At 63.5% G+C, this 16,650-nt stretch carries 11 protein-coding genes and 1 pseudogene; 7 read left to right on the top strand and 5 right to left on the bottom strand.

Features of this window, described 5'->3' with window-relative positions; translation table 11 throughout:
• The first annotated feature begins 178 nt into the window (after positions 1-178).
• From AC56DI_RS17540 to AC56DI_RS17520, 5 genes and pseudogenes are all read left to right on the top strand, one after another.
• On the top strand, positions 179-1,126 hold the full coding sequence (locus AC56DI_RS17540) for a lipase family alpha/beta hydrolase (protein WP_496347284.1): 948 nt from the start codon (positions 179-181) through the stop codon (positions 1,124-1,126).
• A gap of 63 nt (positions 1,127-1,189) precedes the next feature.
• Positions 1,190-2,194, top strand: coding sequence for a lipase secretion chaperone (locus tag AC56DI_RS17535; RefSeq protein ID WP_496347283.1), 1,005 nt, complete (start codon positions 1,190-1,192; stop codon positions 2,192-2,194).
• An 80-nt stretch (positions 2,195-2,274) separates the two neighbouring features.
• A complete protein-coding gene (locus AC56DI_RS17530) occupies positions 2,275-3,042 on the top strand; it encodes a substrate-binding periplasmic protein (protein ID WP_496347282.1) in 768 nt (255 codons plus the stop codon).
• 122 nt (positions 3,043-3,164) lie between these two features.
• A pseudogene (locus AC56DI_RS17525) lies at positions 3,165-3,932 on the top strand (MCP four helix bundle domain-containing protein); the annotation flags it as partial.
• Positions 3,933-4,808, top strand: a complete 876-nt coding sequence (locus tag AC56DI_RS17520; protein ID WP_496347544.1) for a methyl-accepting chemotaxis protein — start codon at positions 3,933-3,935, stop codon at positions 4,806-4,808.
• Between the two features lie 22 nt (positions 4,809-4,830).
• Here the strand turns inward: AC56DI_RS17520 and AC56DI_RS17515 are convergent, their stop codons facing one another.
• Both AC56DI_RS17515 and AC56DI_RS17510 read right to left on the bottom strand, forming a co-directional pair.
• Positions 4,831-5,010 carry a rubredoxin gene (locus tag AC56DI_RS17515; RefSeq protein WP_496347281.1) on the bottom strand — a complete coding sequence of 60 codons (180 nt, stop codon included), beginning with the start codon at positions 5,008-5,010 and terminating at the stop codon, positions 4,831-4,833.
• Positions 5,007-6,212, bottom strand: coding sequence for an alkane 1-monooxygenase (locus AC56DI_RS17510; RefSeq protein WP_496347280.1), 1,206 nt, complete (start codon positions 6,210-6,212; stop codon positions 5,007-5,009). Before AC56DI_RS17510 ends, AC56DI_RS17515 begins: the two co-directional genes overlap by 4 nt.
• 118 nt (positions 6,213-6,330) lie before the next feature.
• On the opposite strand from AC56DI_RS17510, the gene AC56DI_RS17505 reads away from it, so the two are divergent.
• Positions 6,331-7,380: an AraC family transcriptional regulator gene (locus AC56DI_RS17505; RefSeq protein WP_496347279.1), complete on the top strand. Its 1,050-nt coding sequence runs from the start codon at positions 6,331-6,333 to the stop codon at positions 7,378-7,380.
• A gap of 114 nt (positions 7,381-7,494) precedes the next feature.
• Positions 7,495-8,619 carry a GGDEF domain-containing protein gene (locus AC56DI_RS17500; protein ID WP_496347278.1) on the top strand — a complete coding sequence of 375 codons (1,125 nt, stop codon included), beginning with the start codon at positions 7,495-7,497 and terminating at the stop codon, positions 8,617-8,619.
• A gap of 20 nt (positions 8,620-8,639) precedes the next feature.
• Here AC56DI_RS17500 and pbpC read toward each other — a convergent pair whose 3' ends face one another.
• From pbpC to AC56DI_RS17485, 3 genes are all read right to left on the bottom strand, one after another.
• On the bottom strand, positions 8,640-10,964 hold the full coding sequence (gene pbpC, locus AC56DI_RS17495; protein ID WP_496347277.1) for a peptidoglycan glycosyltransferase PbpC: 2,325 nt from the start codon (positions 10,962-10,964) through the stop codon (positions 8,640-8,642).
• Between the two features lie 162 nt (positions 10,965-11,126).
• The gene (locus AC56DI_RS17490; RefSeq protein ID WP_496347276.1) at positions 11,127-11,465 is read right to left on the bottom strand and encodes an endonuclease domain-containing protein; all 339 of its coding nucleotides are present in this window, start codon (positions 11,463-11,465) and stop codon (positions 11,127-11,129) included.
• 160 nt (positions 11,466-11,625) lie between these two features.
• On the bottom strand, positions 11,626-16,521 hold the full coding sequence (locus AC56DI_RS17485) for an alpha-2-macroglobulin family protein (protein WP_496347275.1): 4,896 nt from the start codon (positions 16,519-16,521) through the stop codon (positions 11,626-11,628).
• Between the last annotated feature and the right edge of the window lie 129 nt (positions 16,522-16,650).

Genomic DNA, 16,650 nt, shown 5'->3' with positions numbered 1-16,650 from the left:
GTTTACACGCGCGACGTAAAGGCGCAGGCGTGTGCTTTGTGCAGTCGACACACAGGCCTGGCAAGTTCATCGGTTCTTACAAGTCAGATGGCGATCGGCGTGCTCAGATGGCGGATGCCTCGTGTCGGCAATACGAGGCGCAAAACACACAATAAAAACAATATTCAGGAATGCCAACATGAAGAAACTGCTTGCTGTTTCGCTGCTCACCCTCGGCCTCGGTTTGTCCTTCAGCCAGGCCAGCCACGCTGCCACCACCGAAGCCAAAACCAAGCACCCGATTGTCCTGGTGCCTGGCATCTTTGCCTTCGACAGCATTGCCGCCATCGACTACTGGTACAAAATCCCCGCGGCGCTGCAAAGCCAGGGCGCCACCGTGTATGTACCGAAGATCAACGCCTTCGACAGCTCCGCCAAGCGTGGCGAAGCGCTGATCGCCCAACTCGACAACATCCGCGCCAGCTCCGGTGGCAAGATCAGCAAGTTCAACCTCATGGGCCACAGCCAGGGCGGCATCACCGTGCGTTACGTGATGAACACCCGGCCAGACCTGGTGGCCTCTGTGACCACCATGAACACCCCGCACAAGGGCTCGCCCCTGGCCGACCTGGTGACGGGCGTGGCACCGGCCAGCAGCCTGCAGGGCGTGGCGTTCACCGCCTTTGCCAATGCCGTCGGCGACCTGGTCAACCTGCTGTCAAATAACAAAAAGAGCCCGGCCGATGTGCGCGCCATGCTCGCCGAATTCAACAAGCCCGGCGCTGCTGCCAATAATCAGCGCTACCCGGTTGGCATTCCCACCACCGCCTGCGGCGCCGGAGCGGAAACCGCCAACATCAACGGCAACAGCGTGCGCATGTATTCGTGGAGCGGCACCGCCCCTCTGACCAACGTGCTGGACGCCTCCGATGTGCTGTTCGGCATCTCACGCTTTGCCTTCACCGAAGCCAACGACGGTGTAACCGGCAAGTGCTCCAGCCACTTCGGCAAAGTGCTTAAAGACGACTATTTCATGAACCATCTGGACGTCACCAACCAGATCTTCGGCGCCGTCTCGCTGTTCGAGACCAACCCCAAGACCCTGTTCCAGAACCATGCTAGCCGCCTGAAAAGCCTTAGCCTGTAAACCGCTCAAGCGCGCCACCGGCGGCCTGCCGGCGGCGCGCTTCTGCGCGACTGGAGAAACATAATGCCCCTCCGTTTCCGCCCACTGGCCATCGCCAGCGTCAGCCTGGCTGTGTTGGCCGCCACGGCCGGCTACTTTTTTGCCAGCCATGCTGCCCATACACCCAGCCCAGTCAGGCAAAGCGCCAAGGCCGTGCAGGTACGCAGCCTCAATCAGCAACTCAGCCAGCAAACCGCCGTACAACTGCCGAGCCCCGGCGCTCTGCCCGTACCCCTGCAAGGCGCCGGCCACGGCGTGGTCCTGCAGGCCGATGGCAACGGCCAACTGCGCCTGCAGCCAGAGCTGCTGCAACTGTTCGATTTCTATTTCAGTGCCATCGACGAGGAGCCGGTGGCGCAGATTCTGCTGCGCATTCATCACGATCTGGCCAGCCAACTGCACGAGCCGGCCCTGGCTCAGGCCCGTGACCTGCTCAAACGCTACCTCGACTACCGCCTGGCCATGGCCGACCTGCCCGCTGGCAACGCCTCACCCAGCGCAGAGAGCTTTGCCCAGCACTTGGAGGCCATGACGCGCTTGCGAGCGGAGTATTTCAGCGACGAGGAAAACCAGGCCTTCTTCAGCAGCGACCTGAGCCAGGACCAGTTCATGCTCGCCCAACTGCGTCTGAACGAACGCGGCCTCAGCCCCGAGCAACTGCGCCATGAGCAGGCCCAGTTGGAAGCCAGCCTGCCGGCCGAACAACGGGCTGTGCGCCAGCAGGTCAGCCGTGACGGCGAGCTGTATGCCGCCACCGAAGCCCTGCGCGCCGCCGGCGCCAGCGATGAAGCCATCTACCAACTGCGCGCCAGCACCCTCGACCCACAGGCCGCCAGCGCCCTGCAACAACTCGACGAGCAGCGCCGCCAGTGGCAAGCCCGCTTGCAGGCCTATGCCACGGAGCGCAACAGCCTGCGCCAGTCAGGCCTCAGCCCTACGGACCAACAGCAGGCCATTGAGCAACTGCTGGCCCAGCGCTTTGATGAGCGCGAGCGACTGCGCGTCATGGCCCTCGACGCCGAACTCTGAGCCGCCGACGATCAGCACGGACGTTCCATAAGCCTTCCATTAAGCTATAGGCATCTCACTACCCATCCAGTGACTCGCCCATGCACATTTTCCGCTGGCTACTCTGCCTGCTGGCCCTGCACCTGACGCCTGGCCTGCAGGCCTCGCCCCTGCAGCTGTACACCGAAGACTATCCGCCGCTGAACTTCAGCCGCGATGGCAAGCCGACCGGCCTGGGTGTGGAAGTGGTAGAGGAAATCCTGCGCCGCACTCAACAGCACGCGCATATCCAGGTGGTGCCCTGGGCGCGGGGCTATCAAAAAGCCCTGACCGAACCCAACAGCGGCCTGTTCGTGACCATGCGTACGGCCGAGCGGGAAAAACTGTTCAAGTGGGTAGGTCCCATTGCCGTTACCGTGACCAGCTTCTATGCATTGAAAGGCTCCGGCATGACCATCAGCAGCCTCGACGATGCGCGCCAACTCGGCACCATCGCTGTGCCGCGTCAGTGGTACAGCTTCCAGACCCTGAAAGCGCAGAACATGCCCAACCTGTATGGCGTGCTCGGCCCCAAACAGATGATGACCATGCTGCGTCATCGGCGGGTAAACCTGGTGGTGGCTGACAACCTGACCCTGCCCGACCTGCTGGCGCTGGGCAACCTCACCCCTGATGATGTCGAACCGCTGCACAGTTTTTTGCACAGCTACGCCTACATCGCCTTCTCCCTCGACACCGACGACGGTCTGATCGATCAGTGGCAACGCAGCCTCGATCAGATGAAGGCCGATGGCAGTTTCCGCGCCATTTGTCAGCGCTGGCTACCCGGTCAGGAATTCCCCCTGGCACTCACCGCCCCCGCGCCTTAAAAGCCCAACGGCTTGGTCGACCATGCGCACGAGCCCTGAATTTATAGCCAAACGGTCTTAACCCCTCAGCATCTAAAGCCACACTGCGAATATGTATTCACAGTAATACGGGCTTAGAGGGCATGGGCATGCACGACATCAAGGTGGTTCACCGGCTGTTTCTCCTGATCATCATTCCCCTGTTCGCCATGCTTGGCATGCTGGCGGTGGCTATCAGCGGCTTCAGCCGCATTGATGCCGGGGTCGGCAGTCTGTACGACGACCGCGTAGTGCCCTTGCAGCAGCTCAAACAAATCAGCGACTACTACGCGGTGAACATCATCGACGCCGTCAACAAGGCCGACCACGGCCTGTTCAGTCGCGATCAGGCACAGAGCGAAATCAACACCGCCCAGAGCGAAATCGAGCGGCTCTGGCAAGCCTATATGGCCACCAAGCTGACCCCGAGGGAAAGCCAACTGGCCGAGCAGGCCCGCAGCCAATTCAGCACGGCAAACACTGAGCTGCAGCGCCTGGAGGCGTTCCTGCAGGGCGCCCCTGACGACCTTAAGGGCCAACTCGGCGCCTTCAACGGCCCGCTGTACCAAAGCATCGACCCCATCAGCAACAGCATCGGCGAACTGATTCAGTTGCAACTGGACGAAGCCAAACTGGCCCGCGAGGCCGCGACCGACGTCTATCACGATGTGCGCAACCTGATGATTGGCTTGGTTCTGTTTATTGTTGCCGTCAGCCTGCTGGGTGGCCGCTGGGTGGCCGGCAGCATCAGCCAACCCCTGGGCAACCTGCTGGTCGCGCTGCGCAAGGCGGACAAAGACTCGGACCTAACCGCCCTGGCTCAAGCCTTCGGCAACAATGAAATCAGCAGTGTGGCCAGTGCTTATAACAACATGCTGCAACGCTTCAGTACGGTGATCACCGCCCTGCAAGAACTGACCGAAAGCATTCGCAGTCAGACGGAGGAGCTCAGCGCCGTCACCCTGCAAACCCGCACAGACGTCGAACGTCAGCAACATGAGACCGACCAGGTCGCTACGGCAACCACGCAGATGGCGGAAACCATTCAGGAGGTCGCGCGCAATGCTGCGAGCGCCGCCCAGGCGGCCAATAGCGCCGACCATGAGGCCATCAGCGGCAGTCAGATGGTCAGCCACACCCTGCAAGCGGTGTCCGCCCTGTTCACCGAACTGGAACACACCTCCAGCCTGATTGGCGAAGTAGAGAATGCCAGCAACTCCATTGGCACAGTGCTTGAGGTGATCCGCAGCATTGCCGAACAAACCAACTTACTGGCCCTGAATGCGGCCATCGAAGCCGCCCGCGCCGGCGATCAGGGCAGAGGCTTTGCGGTGGTGGCAGATGAAGTGCGCAACCTGGCCAAGCGTACCCAGGAGTCCACGGCGGAAATTGACCGCATGATCCTGCGCCTGCAAAAAGGCTCGCGCGACGCCGTGAATGCCATGCACAACGGCCAAGACCAAGCCAAGCAAACCGTTGACGAAGCCGGCCAGGCCGACGGTGCCCTGCACAGCATCCGCCATTCGGTGGACACCATCACAGCAATGAACACGCAGATTGCCAGTGCCACCGAAGAGCAAACGGCGGTGGCCCATGAGATCAATCGCAACCTGATCACCATTCATGACGTCGCCATCAGCACCCAGCAGGCCGTAAATCACATCGACCAAACCAGCCATGCATTAGCCGAGATAGTGGCCAAGCTGCTGTCGATGACCCGCAGCTTCCGGGTCAAGGCCGCTCACTGAAAAGCCTTGAACCGGCGCCCACTCAAGCGTCGGCCGACTCCTCAAGGGCGATGAAGTCCGGCTTGTCACGCACGCAACACTGCGGGCAGTTGTAGTCCTCAGGCAATGCGGCAAACGGTGTACCGGGTGCGTAGCCACTGAAGCGATCACCCAACGCGCTGTCATACACGTATCCACACTCGGGGCATTGATGCTGGCTCATGCGGCCTCCTGTGCCTGTGCAGTTGGCTCGGTTTGCAAGCCGTACTGACGAATCAATTGCTGACGCTTGGCCGGCAGGAAGTTGATCCGCTCGACATCGCCACCGACGGCCGCGATCAACCGCGGATTCATCACATGGAACCACAGCGGCGGAATGTAAGCCGCGATAAACATGCCGAAGTAGCCGGACGGCAAACGCGGCAGCTCACTGAAATCACGCAGGGCCTGATAGCTGCGGGTTGGATGGGCGTGATGGTCGGAGTGGCGCTGCAAATGGAACACCACCAGGTTGGAGACGATGTGGTTGCTGTTCCACGAGTGGCGCGGTTGGCAGGGCTCATAGCGGCCATTGGCGAGCTGCTGACGAACCAAGCCGTAGTGCTCGATGTAGTTGGCCGAGGTCAGTTGAAACGCGCCCCAGAAAGCCACCAGTAGCAACACCGGGACCATCGCTGGGCCGAACAGGGCAATCAGGCCGCCGTACAGGGCCAGGGTCAGCAACCCCGCCTGAACGATTTCGTTGTCCAGACTCCAAATGGAACGGCCCTGACGCTGCATGCGCTCGGCCTCAAGATCCCAGGCGCGAAAAAACGCACCCGGCAGTTCACGGAACATAAAGCGGTAGATGCTCTCGCCCATCTTCGACGAAGCCGGATCATCCGGGGTCGCCACATGGCGGTGATGGCCGCGGTTGTGCTCGATGGAAAAATGCCCGTAACCACCCAAAGCCGTATTGAACAGGCCGACCTTGCGTCCCAACCAGTCCTTTTTGTGCCCCAGCTCGTGACTGAGATTGAGACCAAAACCAAGCATCGAGCCGGTCACCACTACCGTCGCCAGCCAGCTGTACCAGGGCAGCTCGTGGGTCGCCAGGTAGATACAGTTGAACAACATGCCGAACCACAGCACCGGCACCACCGCATAGTTGATCGCCCGGTAATAACCGTCGGCCTCCAGGGCCGGCACGGCGGACTCCGGCGGATTGCTCAGGTCTTCACCGAGCAGTTTGTCCAGCAACGGAATGCCCAGGTAGAAGAAACCCAGCGAAACAAAGAACCACAGCTGGCTGCTGGCTCCCAGCAGATGGGCCAACGGGCCGACGGTGACCGCCAGCGGGGCAACAACTGACAGCAACCAGGCATATCGTTTACGGTCGCGGTAAACCGCTTGATCCGCTACAGCGGTAGGCATCACGGCACTCATACAACGCTCCTCAGTGTTTTTTGTGAGGCAAGCATGCGCTGTAGGATTGTCCGACAATACCGTTTACTCGGGCAGATAATCGTCATATTGTGCCAACTCGATCGAGGAGCACATGCCCATGCCCGACGCGCAAACCTGGCTTCAACCCTGCCTGCACCCGGTATACGCCCGCCTGTTGTGTGCCGAGTTACGCCGCCGCGGATTCGAACAGCAGCAGATCATGGCGGACACCCGTCTGGACTGGGCAACACTGCACACGGATAACCGCTTCCTCAGCTTTGCCCAATTTCGTCGTCTGGTGCTACGCGCGCTCGAGCTCAGCCAATGCCCATGGCTAGGCCTGCACGTTGGCGCCAGCACCCAACTGGCCACCCACGGTGCTTTGGGCGTTCTGGCCATGGCCTGCCCGACAGTGGCCCAGGCGCTGCTGGCGGTTCAGCGCTTCGCCAGCCTGAGGGAAAACCTCGCCACCTTCAGTATTGCTAGTGGCGATGCCGATGGCCTGACCCTGCACTTACACGAGCAGCTGGACAGCGACGACATCCGCGAATACGTCCTGGGTCATCTGCTGGCGGGCATGCTCAACCTGCTGCAAACCATCAGCGGCCAGGCGCTGCACGACCACGTCAGGATCAGCTGGCCGTTTGCCGAACCGCCCTGGGCTGAGGCCTATCGCGCGCTGTATCCGCAATCGAGTTTCAACGCCCCTCAATTGCAGGTCCAGCTGCCCATGAGCCTGCTCGAATGCCCGAGCTTGGCCAGCGATACCGAGGCCCAGCGGTTGGCCCTGCGCGACTGTGAGCATCAGCTCAAACAGCTACAGGGAGGCAGTCTGAGCCAGCGCATCCATCAGCGTTTACTGGCCTGTGACGGCCGCTACCCGAGCCTGGAGCAACTGGCCGCACAAGAGCATGTGGCCCCCCGCACCCTGATCCGTCACCTGCGCGAAGAAGGCGTCAACTACCAGCAACTGCTCGACCGCGTGCGCGAAGAGCTGGCCTGCTGGCTGCTGCTGCACACGCCGCTGAGTGTCGAAGCCATCGCCGAACGCCTTGGCTATCAGGACACCTCCAACTTCAGTCGCACCTTCAAGCGTTGGCTGGGTATCACCCCGCGTGCCTTTCGCCAGCAGCAGCCGGGGAACAGCGGCGCCGCAATGGAAGGCTGATACGCGCCCAAGCAGAATCCTAGGACTGACCGCCAGGCACACAACAGGCAATTGGCCAGCACTGCAGATCACAAAAAGGCTATGCTGCCAACGCACCATTAATGACCAGTTCCTATGCCCCTCACCAGCGCCCCCAAGCAACCCAGCACATACGCCCTGTGGCGAGAAGTCCAGGACGTCAGCAATCGCACCCGCCTGGGCAGCATCTACTACCTTATGGCGTGGTTGCTGACCTGGGGTTTCAGCAATGCACCGCTGCAGCACCTGCTACTGGGCCTCGGCGGCTGCAGCTTTTTTGTCCTAATGCTGGCCCTGCGCTGGGCCCATCTACCTCCGACCACCCATAGCGACCGCCGCCTTACACGCTGGATCAACCGCCACTGGCTGCTGGTATTACTGACGGCCATGGGCTGGGGGCTGGCCCACGCCTTGGCGCTCTACAGCCCCGACTTTCAACGCTCGCAACTGGTCGCCACCGTCAGCACCATCGCCTTTAGCTCGGCAGTCGCCTTCACCTTTTCCATGCGCCTGCGCCGTGGCCTGTGCACCGTTTTACTGCTCAACCTGCCTGGTTTGCTGGTGCTGGCCAGCAACGGCGAACAGCAACTGCCGATCTTGCTGACCCTGGCGTTCTACCTGATCTACCTGCTGATGGTCGGCACCCGCAGCTTTCGCGAATACCACGCTGGGATTGCCCTGGAACTCCAGCTGCTGGAGCAGCGCGATGCCCTGGAGCGTCTCAGCCGCACCGACAGCCTGACTGGGCTGGGCAACCGCCATCAGTTCAACGACCTGTTTCCGCTGATGCTGGCCAATGCCAAACGCCAGGGCAGCCCGCTAGCGCTGGTGCTGATGGACATCGACCTGTTCAAGCGGGTCAACGACCAACACGGCCACCTCACTGGCGACGCCTGCCTGGAGGTGTTTGCCGAGCGCATGCGCCAGGTGTTCCGCCGTGACAACGACATTCTCCTGCGTATGGGTGGCGAAGAGTTCGCCGTGCTAATGCCCGGCACCGACCTGGAAAGTGCGCAGCAGATGGCCGAACAGTTCCGCACCTGCATCGCCGACAGCCCGCTACAAGCCCGTGAACACAGCCTCAACCTGACCACCAGCCTCGGCGTCGGCACCTTCGAACCTACGCGTGACAACAGCAGCGAAGCCTTTTTCCAGCGCGTCGACAGCGCCCTGTTCCAGGCCAAAGCCGATGGCCGCAACCGCCTGGTGCTGGCCCGCTAAATTGGCAGCGCACCGAGCCATCACGGCGCGATGCTGAACTCCAGCCGAGCGGTCTGCCCAGACTCATCCAACACGCTGAGTTGCTGTCGCCCCAGCTGATTGAACGCCTGGTTGAAGCTGGCGTCGGGGGCCGTATCGGTCAGCGGCTGACCATTAAGAAACCACCAGCGTCTGCCACTGCCACCCAACGCCGACAGCTTGAGTTGCAGCGCCTCGCGGCTGGCGGCCGGACGACGCAGGTTGTCGCCTTCGCGCACGCCGACAATCGACAGCGGCGCCACCGCCGCCGGCAAGGCCGGCGGGCACGCCGGATCACTGGCTGGCAGTCGCGCACTGCGTCGCTCCCGCCTCGGCAGCCAAGGCTCCAGCGGCGCCGGCCAGAGGGTCACACTGCGCGCCTGGGCGCCGGCACAGGCGGCCCCCACCTGCAGGCCCTGGGCGTTGACCCAAATGTTCTGCTGCAAGCCCAAGCCCAGGGGCTGGTCGAGGGCCTGCAAGGTCGGCGGCGTGGTGCCATCCAGGGTCCAGGCAAAGCGCTGGCGGCGACAGTTGGGATCATCCTTGGCCAGCGGCTGACCCAGGGGCCAGCAGATCGCCGCCACCCCAACATTCGCCGGCACCTCCTCCACCGGTAACGGCAGGCCGCGCTGGCGGTCGCGATTCACCAACAGGTCATGCACCTGCAGCATCAGCGGCGCCGCCGAGGCCAGGCCGAACTGGCCGGGCACCGGGGTGCCGTCCGGGCGACCGATCCAGATGCCGATCAAATAACGCGGCCCCACACCTATTGCCCAGGCATCGCGAAAGCCGTAACTGGTACCGGTCTTCCAGGCCAGGCTGGGACGTTGCAACAGGTGCGCGCGCGGGTCGCGGTCCGGGCGGGCCTGGCCACTGAGGATGCGGCGAATGATCCACGCCGAGCCTGGCGACAACAGCCGCCGCTCAACCAGCAAGTCCTGCGGTTGCAAGCGCAAGCGAGCACTCTTGCCGCCGTGGGCCAGGGCGCGGTAGCCACCCACCAAGTCCTCCAGACGGCTGCCGGTGCCGCCGAGAATCAGCGCCAGGTTCGGCTCGGCCAAGGCCGGCAAGGCCAGCGGCACGCCGGCGCTGCGCAGTTCGCCGGCAAAACGCTTCGACCCGTATGCCTCCAGCAATTGCACCGCCGGCAGATTCAGCGAAGTAGCCAACGCCGCGCTGGCCGCCACCGGGCCGCTAAACCCGGTGGCGAAATTGCCCGGCCGGTAATCACCATAACGGCGCGGCACATCCTGCAGCAGCGACTCGGAATGAATCAGCCCAGCGTCCAGAGCCATGCCATACAGGAACGGCTTGAGGGTCGAGCCGGGCGAGCGCTGGGCGCTGATCATGTCGACATGACCGAAGCGTCGCGGGTCGTTGATGTCCACCGAACCCAAGTAGGCACGCACCGCCATCGTCTCATGCTCAACCACCAGGATCGCCGCCGAGGTGCGCTCCGGCAGGCGCGCGCGCCAGCCCAGCAGCAAATCTTCCAGACGACGCTGCAAGGCGGCATCCAGAGTGGTACGGATCAGCGCCGGGCTGTGCGGCGTGTTCAGCCGCCGCGCCAGCAACGGCGCCAGACTCGGCTCGCGGCGCGGCGCCAGCAGCACCGGTTCCTCCAGCGCCTCGCGCAGCTGTGTCGGCGTCCACACCTGGAACTGCGCCAGACGCCGCAGCACCTTGTCGCGTGCCGCTTGAGCGGCGTGCGGGTGACGGTCCGGGCGCAAGCGGCTGGGCGCCTGGGGCAGCACCGCAAACAGCGCAGCCTCGGCATGGGTTAGCTGACTCGGCGGCTTGCCCAGATAGGCCCAACTGGCCGCCGCCACGCCCTGCAAGGTGCCGCCGAAGGGCGCGCGATTGAGGTACAGGGTGAGAATGTCCGCCTTCGACAGGTGCCACTCCAGCTGCAAGGTGCGCCACAGCTGCTTGAGCTTGCCGGACAAGCTGCGCGAGTGCGGGTCGAGCAGCCGCGCCACCTGCATCGACAAGGTGCTGCCACCGGACACCACCCGCCCACCGCTGAGGTTCTGCCAGGCCGCCCGCCCCAACGCTAACGGGTTGACCCCAGGGTGCTGATAGAACCAGCGATCCTCATAACTGAGCAGCGCCTGCAAATACGCCGGCGCAACCTGCTCGGGCGTGACCGGATATCGCCACACCCCCTCGGCATCGGCAAAGCGCCACAACGGCGTACCGTCCTCAGCCAGCACCACCCGCGCTTGGTCGTCCTCTGGCAACGGCAGTGGGAACAGGCGGTCGGCAGACCAGAGCAGGGCGAGCAGGATGATGAACAGAACCAGCGACTTGCCAAGCCAGCGCTTCATGCGTGACCTCTTGGCCCGAGGTAATGCCGACCCTCTCCCCCGGCCCCTCTCCCATAAATGGGCGAGGGGAGTGGTTGAACGCAGCAATTAAATAGGTGACTGGACCATTGTCCGCTACTGGCGCCAAGCGAATAAGCGCGTGCAAGCTGCCTCCTCTCCCGTTTACGGGAGAGGGCCAATGGCCAGTCTAATCTGCTCAAGTACCGCATCCGTTTCCGTCAAAACCTGATGATTCCAGAAGCGCAGAACCTGATAGCCCCGCGCCCGTAAATAGTCATCCCGCAACTGATCGTGCTGCCACTGCTCAGCATGCTGACCACCGTCCAGTTCGATGATCAGAAAACACTCCAAACAGACAAAGTCGACGATATAACGGCCGATAGGCTTCTGCCGTTTGAACTTCAACCCCATGAATCGATGAGCACGCAGGTGATACCAGAGCCGGGCTTCGGTGTCGGTCATGTGGGTGCGCAGACGTTTGGCGTTTTCCCGTAGAGCCATGGGAGCCTCCTGCTCCGTTTTCCCTCTCCCCCGCCCCCTCGGCTTGGGCCTCCTGCATCCATGCAGCCGTCTCCCATAAATGGACGAGGGGTGACGCAGGCCGGTCATCCCTGCACAGATTGCCCCCTCTCCCGTTTACGGGAGAGGGCTGGGGAGAGGGTCAGTGCCCCTTCACCACCAACTGCGCAGGCGCCTCGCCCACCGCCTGCCAGTTCGGCCGGTACATGGACTCAACCTGCGGTGGCGGCACCCGGTAGGTGCCTGGCGTGACCGCACGGGCCAGGTACAGCAGGTGGGTGGTGCCGTAGCCGTTGACGTCCACTGCCGCGACATAACGGTCACCGCGGAACTCCTGGTGCTTGGGCGTGGCGTTCTGCATCGCTTGCTGCCATTCCTTGACCTCGCTGCTGGCGTCTTCCAGGCTCGCGGCGCTTTGCCCAAGGTTCTGGTTTTCCAGTTCCAGGCCGGCAGGCAGCAAGTCGATCACCAGCGCATCCGGCACCCGTTGCTTGGCCTCCACGGCCAGGTGCACCAGCACCAGCTCACCGCTGGCGAGGTTGTTGAGGTCCAGCGGCTCACCGTCCATGCCCAAGTATTCGCGGCGGATGCTGAGGTTCTCGCCACCGGCTGCCGGCGCCTTGACCGGGTAGCCGGAAATGCTCAGTTGCTGGAACAAGGTGCCCTCGCCCAGGCTGCGCACGCTCATCGGCTCGGCCAGTGCCGCACCTTCCAGCTTGATGCCGGACTGGCTGTTGCTCAGCGCCCGCACGTTGCCAGCCAGGCTCAACTCGGCTTGCCAGGCCTGCTCAGGTTCCAGCAGCAGGCCGCGACCGGCGAGGAACAGGGCATTGCGCTCCTGAGTGGACAGGTACGGACGGCTGGCCAATTCATCCGCCAAACCGAACAGACGCTCGTCCCGTTGCTTGCTGGCCAGGCTGTGCTCGTTGAGCAGGGCCAGGATCAGCGCATCGTCGCGCAGCACGCTGCCGTAATCGTGGAACCACTGCTGGTCGTCACGCTTGATCGCCAGGCCAGCCAGCAGGGCGTCGTCGGCCCGTGGCTGGTCGCCCATTTTCTGCAAGGCCACAGCCAGGTGAACCAATGGCAGACCCGAACGGGCGTCACTGCGCCGCTCGAACAGCGTACGCAAGGCGCCCAGCGGTGCCTGCTGGCTGCGCGCCAGCACATAACCGGCGTAGGCCTGCACGGCAAAGCGGGTCTGGTCGGCGTTGTCGCTGTAGCCGTCCTCGATAATGCTGCGCTCTTGCAGGTAACGCAGCAGCCGCTGGTTGGCCTTTTCCAGGGCCTCGGACGGCACGGCAAAACCCTGCTCACGGGCGCGCAGGAGGAAGTCGGTGACGTAGGCACTTAGCCAGTATTCCTCGTCACTGTCGGCGCCCCACAGGCCGAAGCTGCCGTTGTAGCGCTGCATGCCGAGCAAGCGTTCGATGCCCAGTTCGATGGACTGGCGCCGCTGCTCGGCCGGTTCGCCCTCGATACCCAAGCGTTTGAGGCTGTCGGCATCGGCATACAGCGACGGGTACAGGCCACTGGTGGTCTGCTCCAGGCACCCATAGGGATAGGCCTTAAGCGCGCGGATCTGCTCGGCCAGGTTCAGCGGCGGCCGACTGGAGATCGCCAGCAAGGCTTCACGCCCGGCCACCTCGAACTGCTCCAGAGTGCCCGTCGGCAAGCTCCAGCTATCGCCCTTGAGCACTGCGCGGAAGTTTTGCAGGGTGGCCGGATAAGCCGGACGCACGCCGAGGGTCCACTCACGGCTCAGCGGTGGCAGGCTCTCGCCCGGTAGGTCGAGGCCGTTGACCGTGACCTTCAGCGTACCCTGGCCATAACCGCCCAGCGCTCGCACCGGGATCTGCAGGGTGGTGCGCTGACCTTGCGCCAGTTGCAACGGCACCACTTGTGGCCCCGCCGTTTGCGCCAGGCTCAACTGGCCGGCGGCGCTGAGCTGCACGTCGAGGCGCTGCTCCTTGCCGGAGAGGTTGCTGATATCCAACGCCAGCTTGGTTTCATCGCCACCGGCGAGGAAGCGCGGCGCCGACAGCTCGGCGATCAGCGGCGCGGCCACCACCGTTTTGCCTTCGGCCATGCCGTAGCTGTCGTCGCTCCAGGCTTGCGCCATCAAGCGCAGCTCGCCGTTGAAGTCAGGGATAGCCAGGCTGATTTCGCCCTCGCCCTGCGCGTTCAGGCTTACTGGCGCGCTCTGCTGGGCAACAATCAGCACGCTGGTGTCCGGGCGTTTGCCGCCCGCCTCCAGGCCCGCATCACCACCGAAGGCCAGCTTGGCCACTCGGCCCTGGCCGGCTTCGATCAACTGGCCATAAACATCCAACTGGTCAGCACCGTAACCCTTGCGTCCGAAGAACGCGGCAAACGGGTCAGGGGTGGCGTACTCGGTGATATTGAGGATGCCGACATCGACCGCCGCCACCAGCACCTGCACGCTTTTAGGCACAGAACCATCGGCGTTGAGCGCCTTGACCTTGACCGTCAGCGGCTGATTCGGACGCATTTTCTCCGCCGCACTGAGGCTCAGCGCCAGCTTGCGCGGTGCCCGCTCCAGCGGCAGGTGCAGCAGGCCGACTGCACGCTTGGGCGTGACATTGGCCTTGCGCTCACCCGGACGGATAACCAGGGCGCTGACATACAGGTCATGCCGCGCCCACTCTTTGGCGATCGGAACCTCATAGCTTTTGCCTTCCGCCGGCACGTCGATGGCTTGCCACCACAGCGGCCCCTCGGCGGACTCTACCAACAGATAACCACTGCCCGCGGCCGGCGGTGTAACGGTGACCGTGGCGGTATCGCCATTGCCATAGGCCGGTTTGTCCAACGCCAGCTTGACCTGATCGGGACGCACGGCGCCGCCTTCGGCGTTGTCCTGCCAGCTGTAGCCGGCCCAGAAACGCAGACTACTGAGCAAGCCGGTCTGCGGGTCTTCGACCTCGACGCGGTAAGGGCCCCACTCGACCGGGAAGCTGACCTTGGCGGTGCCGCCCTTGGCCACAGTGACCGTCTCTTCGCTGAGGTTCAGGTACTTCTCGTTGTAGTGATAGCTCCAGCCATCGCCCTCGGAGAAGTTCCAGTAGTAGTCGCGGCGCTCGCGAATCAAGCGCACCTTCAGCCCGTCGCTGGCCAGCTTGTTGCCCTGCGGATCGGCCAGCAGCAGCTCGAATTCAGCCAGGCCATTGCCGTCGATTTCTTCACCGTCAAACAGGGGACGCAGGCCTGGCAGCTGCTCAGCCGGCCACACCGGCTGAACGATACGCCGGGTGATCGGGCGACCACCGGACTCCTGCAGGCTGGCCTGGAGGATCAGTTTCAGTGGCGACTTGACCTCGGCCCACTTGCTTTCGATCTCCAGGCTGGCCTGGCCGTCGGCATCCAGTACGGTCTCGTCCAGCTCCAGGTCCTGGTTCAGTTCCTCTTCATTGACCGAGCCGAACTGATAGCCCGGTAGGCTCGCCACCGCTTCGCGCAGCGGGCGCACATAAATCTGCCCACTCAGGCGATTGCCGGCCGCCGGCGCGCCGTACAGGTAGCGGCCGGTGACCTCGAACTGAGCATTCTCGGCTGGGCTGAATGGCACCTCACGGCCCTTCAGCTCCAGTGCCAGGCGCTCGGGCAGGAAGTCCTCGACGAGAAACTCATACAACTGCGGCTGACCATCACCCAGGTCGAACACCAACTGCCAGCGCCCGGTCGGCGCTTCGCCGGCAATCGGTAAAGCGTACTGATACAGGCCATTGTCGCCGGCCTGCCAGACAAACTTGCGGCTGACCTGTTCATCTGGGCGACGCACTTCTACGTTCACCGGCTGGTTCTGCACCGCGCGGCCATCGGCATCGCGCAGCAAGGCGTTGAGCAGCACGCTTTCGCCAGGGCGATAGAGATCGCGCGGGCCAAAAACGAAGAACTGCAGCGGATGGGCCTGGGGCCCGGCGATATCAAATTCGGCCAGGTCCAGGGCCGCGCCACTCAGGCGCAACAGACTGGTCTGCGCGCCTTGCTGGGCCAGCAGCACCTCGGCCTTGGCCGGCAGCGCCAGCTCGGCATGCCCGTCGCTGTCGGTGCGGCCTTCACCGAGCACCCGACCATTGCCGTCGAGCAGTTGCAGCTGCACCGCCTCCAGCGCCTTGCCGCCCTCCAGGGCCTGGGTGAACACGTCCAGACGCTCGCGGTAGCGGTGGGCCGACAGGCCGATATCACTGAGGGTAAACAGAGTCGCCGGCTGCGAATAGTTGTAGGTGCCCGCCTGGCGCATCACCGCCAGGTACACGCCCGGTTGCTTGAACGGCTCCAGGCCGGCAATCGGCAGCAGCAGGGTTTCGCGGGTGTTGCGCGCGGGCTTCAGGTCGAAACGACCGCCGTAGACCAACTCGGCCATCGGCAACAGCTCACGCGACTCCCAGGTGTCCAGGCTGGTGCCACGGCCCCACTGGCTGAGGAAGGCTGGCAAGGCCTCGGGTTTGATGCGGAAGAACTCGACGTTGACCTGATCGACGTTCAGGGCAATCACCGGCAGGCCTTCGGCCAGGCGCGTCGGCAGCAACGAGCCACGGCTGGCAAAACCAATGCTGGCTTGCAGGTCGCGGGTTTCCAGCTGGCTGATGTGTTCCTTGGCCAGGGTCGCGCCATTGACGCCACGCAGGCCGGCATCCACGGTCAGCACCAGCTTGCGCTGCGGCTCCAGGTGGCGCAGGCGCAGTTCCATCAGGTTGTCGGCCAGTTCCCAGGCGCCATCGACCTTGCCGTCCTTGCTGTCGACCAGGTGCAACTGGGCAGCGAAATCCTGCTCCGGATCAAGCGGCACACCGAAGGTCACAGCCAGGGCGCTGGCGCCCTCCAACTGCACTTCGGAAACGTCCACCACCTCAAGCGGCCGGCCGGCGTAGCGCTTGCCCAAGGCAGCCAGATCCTGCACGGGCGCCGCCTGTTGGCTGGCGGGGGCAGGCGTGGCGGCCTGTTCGGGGGTGGAGGAATCACAGGCGCTGAGCAAGCTCAGGACCAGGGCCAGAAGTAATCCTTTCTTCGGCATTGCGGGCTCCCGGAGAGGGTAGGTGCGGAGGGTCGCTACTATAGCCGAGGCGGGGCTGACCAGGCAGTCGGAAAAAGCTGAAAATGGCGACTGGCACCAACCGCGCTCGGGATGCCTGGGTGGCCAAGT

The sequence above is a fragment of the Pseudomonas sp. BGA-UO-ETr-WB11 genome, from assembly GCF_059567785.1.
This window is presented reverse-complemented; position numbering and strand designations above follow the sequence as displayed.

What these genes read in the sequence shown, in the direction of transcription:
- AC56DI_RS17540 (WP_496347284.1), top strand. Translation starts at nt 179, where the DNA reads ATGAAGAAACTGCTTGCTGTTTCGCTGCTCACCCTCGGCCTCGGTTTG.
- AC56DI_RS17535 (WP_496347283.1), top strand. Translation starts at nt 1,190, where the DNA reads ATGCCCCTCCGTTTCCGCCCACTGGCCATCGCCAGCGTCAGCCTGGCT.
- AC56DI_RS17530 (WP_496347282.1), top strand. Translation starts at nt 2,275, where the DNA reads ATGCACATTTTCCGCTGGCTACTCTGCCTGCTGGCCCTGCACCTGACG.
- AC56DI_RS17520 (WP_496347544.1), top strand. Translation starts at nt 3,933, where the DNA reads ATGCTGCAACGCTTCAGTACGGTGATCACCGCCCTGCAAGAACTGACC.
- AC56DI_RS17515 (WP_496347281.1), bottom strand. Translation starts at nt 5,010, where the DNA reads ATGAGCCAGCATCAATGCCCCGAGTGTGGATACGTGTATGACAGCGCG.
- AC56DI_RS17510 (WP_496347280.1), bottom strand. Translation starts at nt 6,212, where the DNA reads ATGAGTGCCGTGATGCCTACCGCTGTAGCGGATCAAGCGGTTTACCGC.
- AC56DI_RS17505 (WP_496347279.1), top strand. Translation starts at nt 6,331, where the DNA reads ATGCCCGACGCGCAAACCTGGCTTCAACCCTGCCTGCACCCGGTATAC.
- AC56DI_RS17500 (WP_496347278.1), top strand. Translation starts at nt 7,495, where the DNA reads ATGCCCCTCACCAGCGCCCCCAAGCAACCCAGCACATACGCCCTGTGG.
- pbpC (WP_496347277.1), bottom strand. Translation starts at nt 10,964, where the DNA reads ATGAAGCGCTGGCTTGGCAAGTCGCTGGTTCTGTTCATCATCCTGCTC.
- AC56DI_RS17490 (WP_496347276.1), bottom strand. Translation starts at nt 11,465, where the DNA reads ATGGCTCTACGGGAAAACGCCAAACGTCTGCGCACCCACATGACCGAC.
- AC56DI_RS17485 (WP_496347275.1), bottom strand. Translation starts at nt 16,521, where the DNA reads ATGCCGAAGAAAGGATTACTTCTGGCCCTGGTCCTGAGCTTGCTCAGC.